The 17268-nt window shown below is 34.7% G+C and carries 15 protein-coding genes, 1 tRNA gene and 1 rRNA gene; all 17 read right to left on the reverse strand.

The features are described from left to right. Positions 1–79: ribosomal RNA gene (locus tag PCY08_RS09115) — 16S ribosomal RNA — on the reverse strand; the annotation flags it as partial. A gap of 242 nt (positions 80–321) precedes the next feature. Continuing rightward, positions 322–393 (reverse strand) — tRNA-Glu (locus PCY08_RS09120). A gap of 412 nt (positions 394–805) precedes the next feature. Beyond that, positions 806–2764: an ATP-dependent zinc metalloprotease FtsH gene (gene ftsH / locus PCY08_RS09125; protein ID WP_223339379.1), complete on the reverse strand. Its 1959-nt coding sequence runs from the start codon at positions 2762–2764 to the stop codon at positions 806–808. Positions 2765–2780: 16 nt separating this feature from the next. Further along, positions 2781–3323, reverse strand: coding sequence for a hypoxanthine phosphoribosyltransferase (hpt, locus tag PCY08_RS09130; RefSeq protein WP_049530402.1), 543 nt, complete (start codon positions 3321–3323; stop codon positions 2781–2783). A 4-nt stretch (positions 3324–3327) separates the two neighbouring features. After that, positions 3328–4605 carry a tRNA lysidine(34) synthetase TilS gene (gene tilS, locus PCY08_RS09135; RefSeq protein ID WP_301560141.1) on the reverse strand — a complete coding sequence of 426 codons (1278 nt, stop codon included), beginning with the start codon at positions 4603–4605 and terminating at the stop codon, positions 3328–3330. Then, on the reverse strand, positions 4602–5870 hold the full coding sequence (locus PCY08_RS09140; RefSeq protein WP_301560142.1) for a serine hydrolase: 1269 nt from the start codon (positions 5868–5870) through the stop codon (positions 4602–4604). The genes tilS and PCY08_RS09140 overlap by 4 nt, the downstream gene beginning before the upstream one ends. Then, positions 5863–5985, reverse strand: a complete 123-nt coding sequence (locus tag PCY08_RS09145) for an SP_0009 family protein (RefSeq protein ID WP_045762396.1) — start codon at positions 5983–5985, stop codon at positions 5863–5865. The genes PCY08_RS09140 and PCY08_RS09145 overlap by 8 nt, the downstream gene beginning before the upstream one ends. A 6-nt stretch (positions 5986–5991) precedes the next feature. Continuing rightward, positions 5992–6360, reverse strand: coding sequence for a septum formation initiator family protein (locus PCY08_RS09150; RefSeq protein ID WP_000277028.1), 369 nt, complete (start codon positions 6358–6360; stop codon positions 5992–5994). Beyond that, the gene (locus PCY08_RS09155) at positions 6353–6619 is read right to left on the reverse strand and encodes an RNA-binding S4 domain-containing protein (protein ID WP_001234970.1); all 267 of its coding nucleotides are present in this window, start codon (positions 6617–6619) and stop codon (positions 6353–6355) included. Before PCY08_RS09155 ends, PCY08_RS09150 begins: the two co-directional genes overlap by 8 nt. Positions 6620–6683: 64 nt before the next feature. Then, complete coding sequence (gene mfd / locus PCY08_RS09160) at positions 6684–10187, reverse strand: transcription-repair coupling factor (protein ID WP_198921484.1); 3504 nt, start codon at positions 10185–10187, stop codon at positions 6684–6686. Then, positions 10180–10749, reverse strand: a complete 570-nt coding sequence (pth, locus tag PCY08_RS09165; RefSeq protein ID WP_045762397.1) for an aminoacyl-tRNA hydrolase — start codon at positions 10747–10749, stop codon at positions 10180–10182. The genes mfd and pth overlap by 8 nt, the downstream gene beginning before the upstream one ends. A gap of 72 nt (positions 10750–10821) precedes the next feature. Beyond that, a complete protein-coding gene (gene ychF, locus PCY08_RS09170) occupies positions 10822–11937 on the reverse strand; it encodes a redox-regulated ATPase YchF (RefSeq protein WP_045762398.1) in 1116 nt (371 codons plus the stop codon). 85 nt (positions 11938–12022) lie between these two features. Continuing rightward, a complete protein-coding gene (locus PCY08_RS09175) occupies positions 12023–12217 on the reverse strand; it encodes a DUF951 domain-containing protein (protein WP_000285188.1) in 195 nt (64 codons plus the stop codon). Positions 12218–12283: 66 nt separating this feature from the next. Next, positions 12284–13420, reverse strand: coding sequence for a DNA polymerase III subunit beta (gene dnaN, locus PCY08_RS09180; protein ID WP_000581166.1), 1137 nt, complete (start codon positions 13418–13420; stop codon positions 12284–12286). Positions 13421–13577: 157 nt separating this feature from the next. Beyond that, positions 13578–14933 (reverse strand): chromosomal replication initiator protein DnaA, encoded by a 1356-nt coding sequence (gene dnaA, locus PCY08_RS09185; protein WP_301560143.1) that lies wholly within the window; start codon positions 14931–14933, stop codon positions 13578–13580. 221 nt (positions 14934–15154) lie between these two features. Further along, on the reverse strand, positions 15155–15913 hold the full coding sequence (locus PCY08_RS09190; protein WP_301560144.1) for a ParB/RepB/Spo0J family partition protein: 759 nt from the start codon (positions 15911–15913) through the stop codon (positions 15155–15157). 56 nt (positions 15914–15969) lie between these two features. Then, positions 15970–17154: a trypsin-like peptidase domain-containing protein gene (locus tag PCY08_RS09195; RefSeq protein WP_301560145.1), complete on the reverse strand. Its 1185-nt coding sequence runs from the start codon at positions 17152–17154 to the stop codon at positions 15970–15972. Positions 17155–17268: the final 114 nt, after the last annotated feature.

Genomic DNA, 17268 nt, shown 5'->3' on the forward strand with positions numbered 1-17268 from the left:
TCCTCCTTCAGCGTTCTACTTGCATGTATTAGGCACGCCGCCAGCGTTCGTCCTGAGCCAGGATCAAACTCTCATTAAAAGTTTGAGTTCTCACTCATTTCTGTCACTGACAGATTTATTGTTTTTTTCATTGTTCAGTACTACAACCTTAGTTGTAGTGCCCTGCACATTGGTTCGTCTTGTTCAGTTTTCAAAGGTCTTTGTCACTCACTTCTCTCAAGTGACAACTATATTAGTATATCACAGCCGCTTTCGCTTGTCAACACTTTTTTGAAACTTTTTTTAATTTTTTTCATCTAGTGTTTCATCTGTAACATACTATAGTCCGTACGGGATTCGAACCCGTGTTACCGCCGTGAAAAGGCAGTGTCTTAACCCCTTGACCAACGGACCGGAGTTGTTATTTTCAACTCTTACTATTATACCGACTTTTCTTACTTTGTCAACACCTTTTTTTAATTTTTTTTTAGAAGTCTTGTAATGTTCCCTTCAGCTCTCTGAGAAGGGCTTTGCGGCCTTTAAATCGTTCGTCTGCCCAGAGTTTCGGTTAATTTTTTTCTTACAATAATTATTTTTTATGAGACACATATCATTTTTTGAAAACATTTCTTCATATTATTCAAGTAACTGTTGCATTCTTATTTTCAGAAAATTTGAATCATTTCCTCTAAGAGAGCATTGACATAGGTGAACTTGTATTTTGTTTTCTATATATCGAAATCTTTGATTTAAATTCGAGTTTTCTCTGTTTTTTTAAAAAAACAGAGAAAACTTGCGCTTCCTCTGTTTACAGTATTTAAGATAATTAATTTTCTTCACTCATTTTTGATTTTACTTCATCATAAGATAGTGCATGTGATTCCTCTTCTATTGTTTCAGGCATCTTTCCTGTTTCGTATAAAGATTTAATTTGTGTACTATCCAATGTTTCGTATTTCAATAATGCTTCTGCAATCAGCTTGTGAGTTTCACGATTTGACTGGATAATTTCAGCAGCTTTGTTTCGTGCTTCATTCAATAATGAACGAACTTCTTCATCAATTTCATAAGCTGTTTGTTCTGAAATTGATTTTTGAGGGGTTTGTGCACCAAACATGGCATGACTTCCTTCATATTGTACTGGACCAAGTTTTTCACTCATACCATACTCTGTAACCATTGCACGCGCCATCTGAGTAGCTTGTTCGAAGTCATTAGATGCTCCAGTTGTTTGGACGTTAAAGATAATCTCTTCAGCTACACGTCCACCCATTAAGCCAGCTAATTGTTCTTTCATATCTTCTTTAGATAGAAGCATTTGGTCTTCCTTAGGAAGTGCAATCATATATCCGCCTGCACGTCCACGTGGTACTATGGTAACTTTATGAACAACACGGGCATTTGACAATACTAGACCGACAATGGTATGTCCTGCCTCATGGTAGGCAACCAATTCACGTTCTTTTTGTGAAACTGTCTTGTCTTTCTTAGATGGTCCAGCGATAACACGATCTTCAGCTTCATCAATATCAGAAGCATCAATCACTGATTTATTACGACGAGCTGCAACTAAGGCTGCTTCATTCAATACATTTTCCAAATCGGCGCCAACAAAACCTGGAGTTTGTTGTGCTACCAATTTCAAATCTACATCTTCAGCTAAAGGTTTATTTCTAGCATGGACTTTCAAAATTGCTTCGCGTCCCTTAACATCTGGACGACCAACTAATACTTTTCTATCAAAACGGCCTGGACGAAGTAGAGCCGGATCAAGAACATCTGAACGGTTTGTTGCCGCAATAACAATAATTCCTTCATTTCCTTCAAAACCATCCATTTCAATCAAGAGTTGGTTTAAGGTTTGTTCTCGTTCATCATTACCTCCACCTAAACCGACACCACGTTGGCGACCAACGGCATCAATTTCATCAATGAAGATAATAGCTGGTGCTGCTTTTTTTGCATCCTCAAAGAGAGAACGTACACGGCTCGCACCGACACCGACGAACATTTCTACAAAGTCAGAACCTGAAATACTAAAGAATGGTACACCAGCTTCTCCTGCGACTGCTTTGGCAAGTAATGTTTTACCAGTTCCCGGAGGCCCCTCTAAGAGAACACCAGCTGGAATCCGGGCACCCAATTTTGTAAATCGTTTTGGATCTTTTAAGAATTCAACAACTTCAACAAGTTCTTGTTTCTCTTCTTCTGCGCCTGCGACATCTGAAAAGCGAACTTTAATATCCTCTTTGTTAGCAGCCTTAGCTTTACTACGTCCAAAGCTCATTGGATTACGTCCGCTATTTCCGCCCATATTTCCCATCATAGAGAAGAGGAAGAAGAATAAGATAGCAAATGGTACTACTGAAACCAGGATGTTAATCCACATACCACTTGAGCTTTCGTGTTTCACTTCAATTTCTGTTTGATGTTCACTTGCTAACTTTTGCAAATCCGCTACAGTTGTATCTGATGGGAGGACAATACTTGTAAATTTCTCTACTTTTGTAGCAGATGGTGTAAAAAATTGAATTCCCGTTTCCTGTTTCTCTGTCTTAGCAGTTTTGTAGACACCATACACTTCAATAACACTACCACTTGGTTGGTAGGTCATTTCTTTTACATTGTCGTTAGTGATTTCCTGAACCAATTCTGAGTACTTAATTTGTTGACTATGACCAGCAGATCTGCCAGCAAAAAAGTACTGGAATCCTGTCACTAGCAAGAAAATCATCAACAAATAAAGAAATGGATTTTTTATGAAACCATTATTTTGTTTTTGCATTCAAACACTTACCCTTCTATTTTGAGTAAACTTCCTCTTTCAATACACCTACATAAGGAAGGTTACGATAGTTTTCATTATAGTCTAAACCGTAGCCTACAACAAATTCATTTGGAATTGTAAAACATGTATAATCTGCTTCGATTTCTACTGTACGACCTTCTGGTTTATCAAGCATTGTGACAATCTTAACAGAAGCTGCTTCTCTTGCAGTAAACATATCTCTCAAACTCTTCAAGGTTTGACCAGTATCAATGATATCTTCTACAAAGACAACATGTCGACCTTTAATATCTTGAGTTACGTCTTGTTTAATATTAATGACACCACTACTTACAGTCCCACCATGATAACTAGAGACCATCATAAAGTCCATTTCAAGATGTGTATCAATATATTTCACCAATTCTGCCATAAAAGGAATAGAACCTTTTAGAATTCCAACTAAAATCGGATTTTTTCCCTCATAATCTTTTGTCAACTGAGCACCCAATTTTTTAGCTGCTGCTGTAATTTCATCTTGTGAAATCAAAATTTTCTTGATATCTTTTTCTAACATGATTTTACCTATCTATTTTTTCTATATAAAGTACAGTGTTCATTATATCATTTTTCATTTTTTTACTCAAATCACTGATTTCAATTCCTAAAACTGAACAAATTTTTCCAAATTGCTCAATGATAATAGCTTTTTCTCGTTTTTCTTTAGGAATTTTTAAATCAATAAAAAGTCGTCTTAGTTTTTTACGATGACCATCTATTATCAAATAATCACCTGGCTGTCGATGCCGTAAAATCAACGATGTTTCACGAGAAACATTTATCTTTTGAACATTTTCCCCTTTTAGAGGGATTCCAAATGAAAATAGAAAACCTTCATAATAAACTTGATTTTGATAGTTTAACACACACTCACTACTTTTTTCATCAGACTTTGGTCTGATTTTACCAATTCGAAAGTGCTGGTATTCTTTTACAAGTTCATAACCATTTTTTATACAATGGCGATATTGACTCTTAGTTTTTAAAATATGATGAATTTCTTGAAATTGTTCTCTTGTTACATTTAAATCAGCAAAACAACTAAGGTATTGTTGTAGTAAAACTCGCTGTGTTGCTTCACTAAAAGATAAAAACTGAGTTAAATCTTCCACATTGACTGTTTGAGATAATTCAGTCAGAGCAATTTGATAGTCAGATACTTCTTTTCCAAACTCTAAAAACGCTCTCTTTAGCTGAATATTTTCTTTTTCCAGTTGTGGTAAGTAAATATTACGAACTCGATTGCGAAAATAATGATTTTCTTTATTCGTCCTATCTTCAAAATGCTCAACATCAGGAAAATCCCTCTTATAAAAAGACAGCAAAGGACGAATTAATTCTCCCTTATCAAACTCTTGTCTTTCTTTAATAGCTGATAAATGTTGTAATCTAACACCCCTAATCATTCGCATAAAAATCGTCTCAGCCTGATCATCTGCATGATGAGCTGTTACAAGGGCTGTAGAGGAAGTTTTCCCCATCACTTCTCTAAAAAAATCATAGCGAAATTGACGAGCATTTGCTTCTGAAAAATCTCCAGTAAAATGAGCTACGTAAATTGGAACCCCAACTTGTTCAGCTAGTTTTCTTAATTCATATTCTTCATTATTCGATTCTAATCGTTGTTTATGGTTTACATGAGCTAAAAATAATTCAATTCCGAGTTCTTTTTGATAGTTTGAAAGAAGGTGAAAGAGAAACATCGAATCCAATCCACCAGATAAGGCTAGTACAACTCGTGAATGATCTTTAAAATAACCTTTTTCTAGAAAATGATTTAAAAAATCTTGGTCTCTCATTTTAGGACCTCATAGACATCCTTAGCAATTTTAGAAATGGTATCATAATCAGAATTTTTGGTAAAGATTGAAATGATGAAAGGAGAATCTGTATAGACTATTCCTACATCGTGTTTAAATTCATCTGCATCCCCAATTTTATGGGCTACCTTAGCAGAAATATTCTTAGCAATCCGCTGATTATCAAAAGCTGTTTGCGATAGCGATTCTAAAACAAAACCATTTTGATTGTAAATAGATTCCATAACTTGACCAGCCATTCTAGCTGAAGCCAACTTATCTGTCACATCCCACTCTTCACCTGCGATAGTAGCCATTTCTTTTTTAAAGGTTTCATCTGATTTATTCGTAATATAATAAGCAAGAATATTATGAGCTACATTGTCAGATTCTTTCGCTGTCTTTGTAATTAAATCTTTGAGAGTGTACTCTTTATTGTCCGCGGTTTTAGGGAGACTTCCACTTCCTTCCGGTTTATAAGAACCAGAGAAATCATTTACTTCAGAAACGTACTTCAATTTCGTGTCAAGTTGGTAATCACCTTGATTGATTTTTTCTTGAACATAATAAAGATAAGGCAATTTCATAACACTAGCAGCGTACATTTTTTGATCTTCATTAATTCCAGCTTCATTACCCGTGCTCAATTGTTTAACATAAATAGAAAACTGTTCATTTTGATAATTCGCAGATAACAACTCTTGTACTTTCTGGATACGATTGTCATCGTTGGAAATGTAATCCGTCGAAACCCAACCAATTTGTTTGATATGTAAAAATTCATGACCACCAGCAAAAATAGACATATCTACTTCAACCTCTTGATAAGCTGCTAAAGTAGACTTTAATTCTTGTTGATCATAAGGACTATTATAAACGACAAATCCTGGTTTTAACCATACTCGTTTAGAAAAATCGTTTACGATGGAACTATCGTATAAAAGTCGTTTATCAGCCATCACAAATTGATTATTTGACAATTTAAAGACAGGCTGTCCTTGTTTATTTAATCTCCATTCTAAAACAGATAATTTTGTATCTGCATTGACTTTTCCTGATTCTTTAATCAAATCTTCTGTAGAATAAACAGACGTTTCACCATAAAATTTTGGAGATTCTATAACATCTTGATAGTAAAAATGATACGAAGCGTGGGTTAAGGAATAAACTTCTTGGTTTGGAATGATAACTGGATTCTCAGTGCTTACTACTTGGACACTTTTTAAAAAAATAGGAAGTAGTAATATCACTAAAAATTTACGCATTCTTTTTTTCCTCTTCTTCTTGTAGCCGTAACAGATGATTTTTTTGAGCTAACTCTTCTAATTTTTCATCTGATTGACTTAAAAACTTTTCTACAATATCTAATAAATTTTCCATTTTACATTACCTAGGAAGTAAGTCCGGAATAGTATAAACTTCCTCCCATGATTTTGAATAGTAATATTTTGCACGCAAATACTTGGCTGCGTATGTTTCGTCCTTTAATTTGGTTGCAAGATTTGATTCTTTATCTTTTTCATCGCTCAATTCTTGATACTGTTTTTTCAGATCGGCTAACTGTTGGCGACGTTCGAGTAGTTGCTGATAACTTTGAGTCAAATTATAGGTTGGTAGGATGAACAACAACATAATCAAAATCAAAACCCAGCCCATAAAACGATTTCGTCTTTGTCGTTCTTCCATCAAGTATTTACGACGTTGGTGTTCATTTTGAATAAAAGAATTATTCATTTGTACAATTTTTTTATACATCGTTTTCTACCCTTGTTTCGCTGATAATTTCATACATACCTGCAGCATCTTCTTTTTTAGTGCTATCTTTCATTTCTAACACTTTTACGAGCAACAATTTATTTCCAAAACGAATTTCAACTTGGTCATTGATTTTTAAATCTGTAGAACTCTTAGCAAGAATACCATTTACCTTGATACGTCCCTTATCTGCAACTTCTTTAGCTACTGTACGACGCTTAATAATTCTTGATACTTTTAAATATTTATCTAATCTCATTTTTATTACCTCAAATTATTATTGTACCATTTTTCTACCTTTTATAGAAGAAAAAAGATAACTCCTAATGTGACTCTTTTGATTCTTTTATATTTGCTAATGATTCTCCAAAAGTTAAAAGACCTTCTAAAATCTCATAATCCTTTTTATTACGAATATCAAAAACAACTTCAATTAAACCTTGATTTTCTGAAATATTAGCCTTCAAACTTGTCTGAGAAAGAGCCTGGAAATAATCTTGTGTTAAAAATAATTGTTGCGATATTTTTTCAAACTGAATGACCAGCTTATTAACCTTTCTTTCTACACGATTGACAAATACTTTATCAAGATATGCTTTAGCTAATCCAATTTCTAAAAGATAAGCAACCACATCTGGATATTCTCCAAAACGATCGATCAACTCATCTTGTAATTCTTCATAATTGACACGATTGTCAATCTGACGAATTCTCTTGTAAATCTCAATTTTGTGTCTTTCATCCGATATATAATCATCTGGGAGATAGGCATCGATTTGTAGAAGTAACTCAGCATTTCCTTTTTCACGTTTTTTGTCAGTTCCATTTTTCTTAGCTATTGCTTCTTCTAACAACTGAGAGTACAACTCAAAACCAACAGAATCGATAAATCCAGACTGAGAGCTTCCTAAAAGATTCCCAGCTCCACGAATGGATAAATCACGCATAGCAATTTTGAAACCAGAACCCAGTTCAGTAAAACCTTTGATAGCTTCTAATCTCTTCTCAGAAACTTCTGTCAAAGTTTTATCTGGACGATACATGAGATAGGCATAAGCAATTCGATTACTACGACCAACACGACCTCTTAATTGATACAAGGTTGACAAGCCCATATGATCTGCATTTTCTATAAACAAGGTATTAGCATTTGGAATGTCTACACCTGTTTCAATGATTGTTGTAGTCACTAAAATATCATATTGTCCTTCAATGAAATCAAGAAGTGTATTTTCTAAGCGAATTTCACTCATTTGACCATGGACAAATCCAATAGAAGCTTCTGGAATTAGTTCTTGTAACTCTGAAACCTTCTTTTCAATAGTGTCAACTTTGTTGTAAAGATAGTAAACTTGACCACCACGATCCATTTCTCTCAATACAGCATCACGAATGACACGATCATTCTGTTCAAGGACATAGGTTTGTACAGGATATCGATTGGTTGGAGGAGTTTCGATGACTGATAAATCTCGGATACCTAGCATAGACATATGAAGAGTTCGAGGAATTGGTGTAGCTGTCAAGGTTAAGACATCCACCTTCTTTTTTAATTCCTTAAGTGCTTCCTTATGCTTAACACCAAAACGTTGTTCCTCATCAATAATCATCAACCCCAAATCAGCAAACTCAACATCTTTAGACAAGACTCTATGAGTCCCTATCAAGATGTCTACTTGACCTTTTTTTAACTTCTCAAGTGTTTCAGTCTGTTCTTTTTTACTTCTGAAACGACTCAAAACATCTACGTTGACAGCAAATTGTTCAAATCTTTCCTTAAAATTACTGTAATGTTGCTGAGCAAGAACGGTTGTTGGCACTAAAACGACAACCTGTTTATGATCATTGACAGCCTTAAATGCAGCTCGCATGGCAACTTCTGTCTTACCAAAACCAACATCTCCAACTAATAGTCGGTCCATCGGTTGAGGAGCCTGCATATCTTTTTTTATTTCTTCGATACTTCGAAGTTGGTCCTCAGTCTCTACATATGGGAAAGCTTCGTCAAAAGCGTTTTGGTCTTCATCATCTTTTGAAAATGCAAAACCTTTAAGTTGACTTCTCTCTGCATATAACTTAATTAAGTCATCTGCAATATCTTCAACTTGACTCTTTACTTTTTGCTTCGCTTTTTTAAAACGTCCATCATTTAGTTTATTTAACTTTGGAGCTTTTCCATCACTTGAAACATATTTAGATAAGGTTTGAATTTGTTCTACAGGAATAGAAATACGATCACCATTTTGATATAGGACACTTACGTAGTCTCGATGAATTCCTTTGATTTCAATCGTTTCAATCCCTAAATATTGACCAATACCATGGATTTGATGAACAACATAGTCTCCTTTTTGGAGTTCATTATAATCCTTTAATCGTTCAGCGTTACTGATATTTTGTCTTCGATACTTGCGTTTAATCTTCTTTTTAAAAATTTCATATTCAGTGATAAATACAAGATTTTCATCTACAAAATGAAAGCCATGTCGTAGATTTCCTTCAACAAGATTGACAGTTCCTTTACAGATTTTACTTTCATTACTATTATCAACTTTAATATCGTATTCATCAAGAATCGTTGACAGTTTCTTTAGTTCAGTTTTGCTACTTGATTGAAGAACAATCGTATACTTTAATTTTTTGTAACGTTCAATTTCTTCTTTCAGAAAAGAAAACTGATTAAAGAACTCTTGCATAGAATATTGATTGAACTGGTACAGATTATTAAATTTCAAATTTCCAAGCCCTTTTTGAAAATTTGAAAAGAAACTCGCTGGTACATATTTTTTAAACTGACTTTCTACATCAGCAAAATATTGTAAACTTGATGCTGCTTTACTATTATGTAAATCTTCTGTAAAGTAGCTAGCTGTTTCCTTATCAAAAGCATCGTACTGGTTCATGATTTTTTGAAAATCATCAAATATAACAGGAACTTGATTCAAATAGTCTATCAAGGTCCACTGTTTTTTATAAAATACGAACAAAAACTTGCGAATATCTGCATGAAGAACTTGCTCTTTCGTACAACTAAAAACTTCTTCTAGATAAGACTTTAAAGTTGGAGAAAGTGCCTTATCAATCTCATGTTCTAAAAATTTCTGACCACGATGATAATCTTCATTCGTTAACAAAATATCACTAGCTGGATAGATTAGTACTTGAGTTTGACTATCTTTTGATAATTGAGTTTCAGTATCAAATTCTCTAATGCCATCAATCTCATCACCGAAAAATTCAATCCGATAAGGACATATTTGAGAGGTTTCAAATATGTCTAGAATATCTCCACGAAGGCTAAATTCTCCCTGACTTTGAACTTGTGTAACTTTCTTATAACCAAGAGAAATCAAGTGATTTTTTAATTCTCTTTGTTCGCATTCTTGCCCCACTTGAAGTTCTAAGATACTATCATCAAAAACTTGAGGATTCGGCAAGAATACTCGACTAGCTGCGACGTTACAAACTAAAATTCCTCTTTGAAACTCATCTCTTAGAAAACGCAAAGCTTCAACCCGAGAAAAAATCTTTTCCTGAGATGATACCAAAAATTCAACCATTGGTGAATCATCTACTAGAAATGGATAAACCAGATCCGAACCTAATATGGAGATTAGATCATTAATCAGACGCTCAGCCTCTCCATATGTAGAGGTCATCACTAAAACCTTATCCTGACTCTTCAGACTACTAGCAATCGCTAACGATTTTGCTGATCCAGAAAGTTCTAGCAATAATTGTCTTTGTTTCTGTGGTAAGTTCTCATGCCAAGATAGAATTTGTTTATTCTCTAAAAAGAAATCGATTAATGCCATTTCCTTACCCATTATATTTCTGCATCGTCTTTTCAAAGTTTTTTCCTTGTAAATAATAATTTACAGCATCGTCAACCTTGTCAATTGACTGTAAAATACCGATATAATCTTCTTGATCAAACTTACTCAAAACATGGTTAACAACTGACATTCCTTTTTTAGGTCTCCCAATACCAATCTTTACACGATTGAAAACTTGTGTCCCAATATGTTGGATAATCGACTTGATTCCATTATGACCACCAGCTGATCCTTTAGCTCGAAGACGAATTTTTCCGACTTCCATGTCAAGATCATCGTAAATAATCAGTAAATCTTCAATATCTAAACCATAGTAGGTTAACAATGCATGAACAGCTTTTCCACTTTCATTCATAAAAGTCGTCGGTTTCACCAGATAAATTTTTTCACCGTTAAGAAAAAATGAGGCTAACTCAGCTTGGAATATCTTATCGTGTGTAAAGGTAACATTCTGTTTTTTGGCTAGTTGGTCAATCAGCATAAAGCCAACATTATGTTTAGTTTCAAAATATTTATCTCCTGGATTTCCCAATCCTACAAGTAATTTTGTCATTTATATTTCCTTTCAAAAGTCAAAAGGGTTGGAATTTTTTTCCAACCTAATTGACATTATTTTAAATATTGATTAAACGTTAAAGCGGAATTCCATAATATCGCCATCTTGCACGACATATTCTTTTCCTTCTTCACGCAAACGTCCAGCTTCTTTTACAGCCTTTTCAGAGCCGTATTTTACCAAATCGTCATAAGACATGGTCACTGCACGAATAAATCCTTTTTCAAAGTCTGAGTGGATGATACCAGCAGCTTGAGGAGCTTTCATGCCACGTTTAAAGGTCCAAGCACGAACCTCTTTTTCACCAGCTGTGAAGTAAGTTCCAAGTCCTAGTAGGTGATAAGCAGCTCGAGTCAACTTATCCACACCTGATTCTGTCAAACCAATAGCTTCAAGAAACTCTTTTTTATCTTCATCGTCTAACTCAGAAATTTCTTCTTCAGCACGCGCAGAGATAACCACTACCTCTGCATTTTCTGTTGCTGCGAATTCACGAATTTGTTTCACATAATCGATAGATTCTGGGTCTCCAACCACATCCTCATCAACGTTAGCTACATAAAGAACTGGTTTCGTGGTCAAGAGAAAGAGTCCTTTGACAACTTTTTGCTCTTCATCTGTAAATTCAATGGTACGAGCTGATTTTCCATCTTCAAGAACTGGTTTAATTTTTTGGAGAACGTTAAATTCTGCAACTGATTCCTTATCTTTTTGCGTACGCGCCATTTTTTCTACACGCGCATAGCGTTTATTGACTGATTCTAAATCAGCAAGAATCAACTCTAGGTTAATGGTATCAATATCTGCTAGCGGATCCACAAAGGCATCTTCACGACCTTGCTCACGCATGACATTTTCATCATCAAAGGCACGAACCACATGAACAATCGCATCAACTTCACGGATGTTGGCCAAGAATTTATTCCCAAGACCTTCTCCTCTTGATGCTCCTTTTACAATCCCTGCAATATCTGTAAATTCAAAGGTTGTTGGAACTGTCTTTTTAGGAGTAATCATTTCCGTTAGTTTTTGTAGGCGTTCATCTGGAACTTCTACCATTCCAACGTTTGGATCAATGGTCGCAAAAGGATAGTTTGCAGCCTCTGCTCCTGCTTTTGTAATTGCATTAAATAGGGTTGATTTACCAACGTTTGGTAAACCTACAATACCTGCTGTTAAAGCCATAGTTTCTCATTCTCCGTTCACATTTCAATCTTCAATATTATAACACAAAAAGGGAAAACTTGCTAACCCTCTTACTATTGGGTTCCTAGTCGATGATTTTGTTCATTTTTCTTTCAAAATCATAGCGACTCATCATGACCACATGATCACAATTGCTACATTTTATCTTTATGTCTGCTCCAACACGGGTAATTTCCCAGCGATTTGCCTTTTTGCCTGTTGACTTAATCGTACAAGCATGAGGTTTTTTCATTTCAACAAAATTTCCAACTTGATACATAGTTAGTCTCCTTTTTCTTTTTCGATTATATCATAAAAGAGGCGAGCTAGGCTCAACCTCTTTCCATTAATTTGTACGAACTGGTGTGATGAGCTGCATGAAATCTTCATCTGTATCAGCTGGAACTAGAGTAAATGGACGAACTGCTGAAATAAAACTGATTGTAACTTTTTCGCTATTCAAAGCTTTTAGTGCTTCAATCAAATAAGTTGGGTTGAAACTAATTGTCAAATCAGCACCACTTACATTTTCAGTATCAATTTCTTCGTTTACTTTCCCTACTTCTGGAGAATGAACATGGGCACTTACAACTCCTTCTTTGATTTCTAATTTAACAGTACCATTTTGTGTCGCACTTGATAAGAGGCGAGCACGTTCCATAGACTGGCGTAGTTTAGCAACATCAAAAGTCACTGTTGTATTGAAATCTGTTGGAATCAATCGATCAGTATCTGGATAATTTCCTTCTAAGAGACGTGTGTAGAAGCTAATATTTTCACTTCTAAAGAGAATTTGATTATTGGCGAAGAAAATCTCTACTGTTTCGATATCATCCGTAAAAACAGCTGAAAATTCGCGTAGCGAACGACTTGGGATGACAACATCAAAATCATCGCTATTTTTTTCAAGTGTCAATTTCTTCTGACTGAGACGGTGAGAGTCTGTCGCAACTGTTTTTAATTCTTTGTGGTTGCTTAAAACAAAGTGGACACCTGTCAAAATAGGACGGCTTTCTTGGGTACTAGCTGCAAAAGCTGTTTCATTGATAATCTTTTTAAGAAGTTTTGTTTCAAGAACTAAAGGATTGCTTGCAGAAATTTCCTGAATACGTGGATATTGCTCACTATCTTTTCCTTTAAGAGTAATCTCTGATTTTCCACTAGTTAAGACAATTTGCTTTTGTTCAATCTCTTTAAAATCAAGTGTTACATCTGGAAGACTTGAAATAACATTGATAAAGAAAGAAGCTTCCAGTAGAACTGAACCTAAAGAGTTAATCAAGAGACCTGCATTTTCATTTTTTTGCGAGATAAAATTTTCGATTGAGATTTGACCATTTGATCCAATCAGGGTAATTCCTTCATTGGTAACATCAATTTTTACAGTCGATAAAATAGGAATTGCATTCTTTGAGCTAATAGCTCTCTTTGTTGTATTTAAAGCTTGTAAAAATAAGTTTTTATTAATTGAAAAATGAATCATGGATTCTCCTTTATTCTTTTTATTATTAGAAGGATAATAGTAATAATAGAGCGTGTGAAATCTGTGGAAAAACACTTGTAATCAAGAAAACTTAAGGACAGAGCCTTGTTTAAAAGATGTGGATAAATAAGAGATTTTTTAAAAAGTTATCCACAAGTTATTTAATTTTCTTTTTGATGTTTTCGATTTCTATACGTAAATTATCATCTGTTTCAAGCATGGATTTGATTTTTCCATGAGCGTGAATGACTGTTGTGTGGTCTTTACCACCAAACTCTTTTCCAATCTTAGGAAGGCTATTATCAGTCATTTCTCTGGCTAGATACATGGCAACTTGACGGGCTAAAACGATATTTTGAACACGTCTAGTTCCTTTCATTTCCTTGACACTAACACCATAGAAGTTTCCAACTTCTGTCTGGATTTTACCAATTGGAATCACGATCATTTTGCTAACGTCTTGTTTACGAGCACGAATAGCTTCAGCTGCAATGTCAACTGTAATATCGTTAATCTTTTTGACTTTGGCCATTAGGCTGATATCGTTGAGTGCTCCCTCGAGTTCTCGCACGTTAGAGTCAAATTGTCCAGCCAAATATTCGAGTGTATCATTCTGAAAGTGATAGTTGAGATGTTCAGTCTTACTCTGTAAAATAGCAATACGTGTTTCAAAATCAGGTGGTGTGATATCTGTCGTTAATCCCCACGAGAAGCGCGTGACCAGACGTTCAGGCAGACTCTCTAAATGTTCAGGTCTACGGTCACTCGTCAAAACAATCTGTTTATTATTATTGTGAAGGGCGTTAAATGTATTGAAAAACTCTTCCTGAGTTTGTACCTTCTTTCCACTAAGTGATTGAATATCATCAATGAGTAGGAGGTCTAAACTACGGTAAGTTTTCTTGAATTTTTCCATATCATTGAGTCTCAAATGCTCTAGAAATTCATTAATGAAACTTTCAGCAGGTATGTATTTAACACGTGCATTTGGACTCTTTTTCAGAATTTCATTCCCAAGGGCATTTAACAGGTGAGTTTTTCCAAGTCCAGGACCTCCATAGATAAATAGAGGATTGTAAGTTAATCCTGGATCTTCAGAAACAGCCAAAGCAGCAGACTTAGCCCAAACATTACCATCCCCTTGAACAAAATTATCGAAAGTATACTTTTCCTTGAGTCCAGTTTCAGAATATGGAATAGTGGATGGAATTGGTTGATAATCGTTGCCAGGTTCAGACTCGAAAGCTACTTGTGAGCTAGCTTCTTCAACTTTCGTGAAGATATAATGGGCTTTTATTTCAGTATCATAGATTTCAAAACCTGCTGCTAAAAGCATCCCATTGATATTTCGTTCCCAGAATATCTGCATTTCATCGCGGGGTAAGAAAATCGTTGCAGTATTTTCTTCAACTTTAACCAGTTTTGCGTCTAAAATATAGAAATCATAAACTGACTGAGTTAATTTATCATGTGCAAGTTCTAAAAGACGATTCCAAAATTGTTTTTCCTTCAATGATTTCCTCCTCCTTTACTATAGAATTTAAAAGGTTTATTGATAGAATCATTTTACCATAGATAAGATTATTTTTCCACAAGTTGTGGAAAACAATTAACAATGTTTTTAAATGTTATCCACAAAATGTGGATAACTAAGAAAAATTCTTAAATACTGGTCTTTTAAAAACTAAAATGCAGTGGATAACTATGTTTGTTAAGAATACTAAAATAACAGCCTTATTTCAGGCTGTTAATAAATTGTTGGTATTCATCTTGGTTATGGAAGGAAATTGAAATTTTACCACTATCTTTTTTTTGTAGCTTAATCTGAACATCTAATCCGAGTATTTTTTTCAATTTTTGCTCTTCGTCTTTGACAAAGTGGTCTTTTTCTTTTTTGCTGCTCTTCTTCGTTTTTTGTAGTATTTGTTCAACTTGTCGAACAGAGAGATTTTCAGTTTGAATACGATTCAAGAGTTTGTCTTGTTTATCACTTGATAATTGAATGAGGAGTCTAGCATGAGCTTGAGAAAGTCTACCACTTTCAACTTCTGTCAGGATATGTTTAGGTAATCCTAACAATCGAACTAGGTTTGTAATATAAGGTCGAGATTTCCCCATTTTTTCAGCAATTTCTGTGTGGGTAAAACCTTTATCAATTAAGGACTGATATGCTTTAGCTTCCTCGATAGGATTTAAATTTTCTCGTTGGAGATTCTCAATGATAGAATGAAGCATCATATCTTGATCAGAAAGTTGCTTAACAATGACTGGAACTTCTGAAAGTCCAGCAGCAATTGAAGCACGATACCGCCTTTCTCCAGCTAAAATTTCGTATCCAAGTACTGGAGATTTTCTAACGATAATAGGCTGAATCAAGCCGTTTTTCTTAATAGATTGTGCCAGTTCTTGTATTTTTTCTTCTGAAAATTCCTTACGAGGTTGATAGGGATTTTTTTGAATATCTTTTATTTGAACAATTTTAAATTCTTCCATAATTCTACATTAACACAACTTAGATATTCTGTAAAGCAACTTTACATATCTGTAAACTACTTATCTAAATCACTAGTACTTTTATCTAATTTAATAGTTGTTGTTTCTTCCTTACCATCACGGTAGTAAGTAACAGTCATACTGTCTCCAATAGAATGACTATATAAAGCACTTTGCAATTCAGTAGTGGAAGAAATAGCTTTATCATCTATTTTTGTAATGACGTCATATTGTTGCAGATGTCCATTGGCAGGCATATTTTTTTGAACAGAACGAACAGCTACACCAGAAGTAACATTTCCAGGAAGTTTTAGTTTTTGAAGATCAGTTGTACTAAGATTTGATAAGTTAACCATGTGGATTCCAAGAGCAGGTCGAGTTACTTTTCCATCTTTTTCCAACTGCTTAATAATATTGATTACATCGTTTGCAGGAATGGCAAAACCGAGACCTTCGACAGATGTTCCACCATTAGAGGCAATTTTACTTGATGTAATACCGATGACTTGGCCTTGGATATTAATCAAAGGACCACCTGAGTTCCCAGGGTTAATAGCTGTATCTGTTTGGATAGCATTGGTTGAGATAGCTTGTCCGTCTTCAGATTTTAGAGATACATTTCTATTTAAACTTGATACAATCCCTTGTGTCACAGTATTGGCATATTCAGAACCTAGAGGACTTCCGATTGCAATAGCTGTTTCTCCAACTGTTAGTTGACTAGAATCACCAAATTCGGCTACTGTTGTGACCTTATCTGCAGCAATTTTTACAACGGCAATATCTGAATAAGTATCAGAACCCACAATTTCACCAGGGACTTTTGTGCCATCTGCTAAACGAATATCAACTTTTTTAGCACCATTAATAACGTGAGTATTGGTTACAAGGTAAGCAGTATCCCCTTCCTTTTTATAAATGACACCAGAACCTTCGCTGTATACTTGTTCAGAATTGGTATCTGTATCAGTTTCATCAGATCCGAGTAAACTATTTTGAGAGTTTGATGAGTAAGTAATGACAGATACAACAGCATCTTTAACTTTATCAACTGCTTGAGTAGTTGAGTTTTCATTTTTAACAGCTGTTTTGCTGACAGTCGTTGTAGTTGTCGTACCACTATTTTGTTTTTGACTGAGCTGCAATGTGGTAAAAGTACCTAAAATACCACTAAAAAAGCTAATGAGAATGACTACTAAAAGTTGTCCCCATTTTTTGGAACTAGTTTTTAAGTTTTTCATAGAAGCCTCCATGTTTTTTTATCAATGAAAGTATAAAATAGCTAGCTTAATCCAAGCTTAAAAACAAAAAGTTTTTCACAACTTGTGGATAACTTTCAAAAACCTGTGAATTTA

Origin of the sequence: Streptococcus sp. SO4 (assembly GCF_030440055.1) — a bacterium.
Taxonomy (GTDB): Bacteria; Bacillota; Bacilli; order Lactobacillales; family Streptococcaceae; genus Streptococcus; species Streptococcus nidrosiense.

Excerpts from the sequence above, each read along its gene's own strand:
- ftsH (WP_223339379.1), bottom strand. The coding sequence starts at position 2,764 with ATGCAAAAACAAAATAATGGTTTCATAAAAAATCCATTTCTTTATTTG.
- hpt (WP_049530402.1), bottom strand. The coding sequence starts at position 3,323 with ATGTTAGAAAAAGATATCAAGAAAATTTTGATTTCACAAGATGAAATT.
- tilS (WP_301560141.1), bottom strand. The coding sequence starts at position 4,605 with ATGAGAGACCAAGATTTTTTAAATCATTTTCTAGAAAAAGGTTATTTT.
- PCY08_RS09140 (WP_301560142.1), bottom strand. The coding sequence starts at position 5,870 with ATGCGTAAATTTTTAGTGATATTACTACTTCCTATTTTTTTAAAAAGT.
- PCY08_RS09145 (WP_045762396.1), bottom strand. The coding sequence starts at position 5,985 with ATGGAAAATTTATTAGATATTGTAGAAAAGTTTTTAAGTCAATCAGAT.
- PCY08_RS09150 (WP_000277028.1), bottom strand. The coding sequence starts at position 6,360 with ATGTATAAAAAAATTGTACAAATGAATAATTCTTTTATTCAAAATGAA.
- PCY08_RS09155 (WP_001234970.1), bottom strand. The coding sequence starts at position 6,619 with ATGAGATTAGATAAATATTTAAAAGTATCAAGAATTATTAAGCGTCGT.
- mfd (WP_198921484.1), bottom strand. The coding sequence starts at position 10,187 with ATGGGTAAGGAAATGGCATTAATCGATTTCTTTTTAGAGAATAAACAA.
- pth (WP_045762397.1), bottom strand. The coding sequence starts at position 10,749 with ATGACAAAATTACTTGTAGGATTGGGAAATCCAGGAGATAAATATTTT.
- ychF (WP_045762398.1), bottom strand. The coding sequence starts at position 11,937 with ATGGCTTTAACAGCAGGTATTGTAGGTTTACCAAACGTTGGTAAATCA.
- PCY08_RS09175 (WP_000285188.1), bottom strand. The coding sequence starts at position 12,217 with ATGTATCAAGTTGGAAATTTTGTTGAAATGAAAAAACCTCATGCTTGT.
- dnaN (WP_000581166.1), bottom strand. The coding sequence starts at position 13,420 with ATGATTCATTTTTCAATTAATAAAAACTTATTTTTACAAGCTTTAAAT.
- PCY08_RS09190 (WP_301560144.1), bottom strand. The coding sequence starts at position 15,913 with ATGGAAGAATTTAAAATTGTTCAAATAAAAGATATTCAAAAAAATCCC.
- PCY08_RS09195 (WP_301560145.1), bottom strand. The coding sequence starts at position 17,154 with ATGAAAAACTTAAAAACTAGTTCCAAAAAATGGGGACAACTTTTAGTA.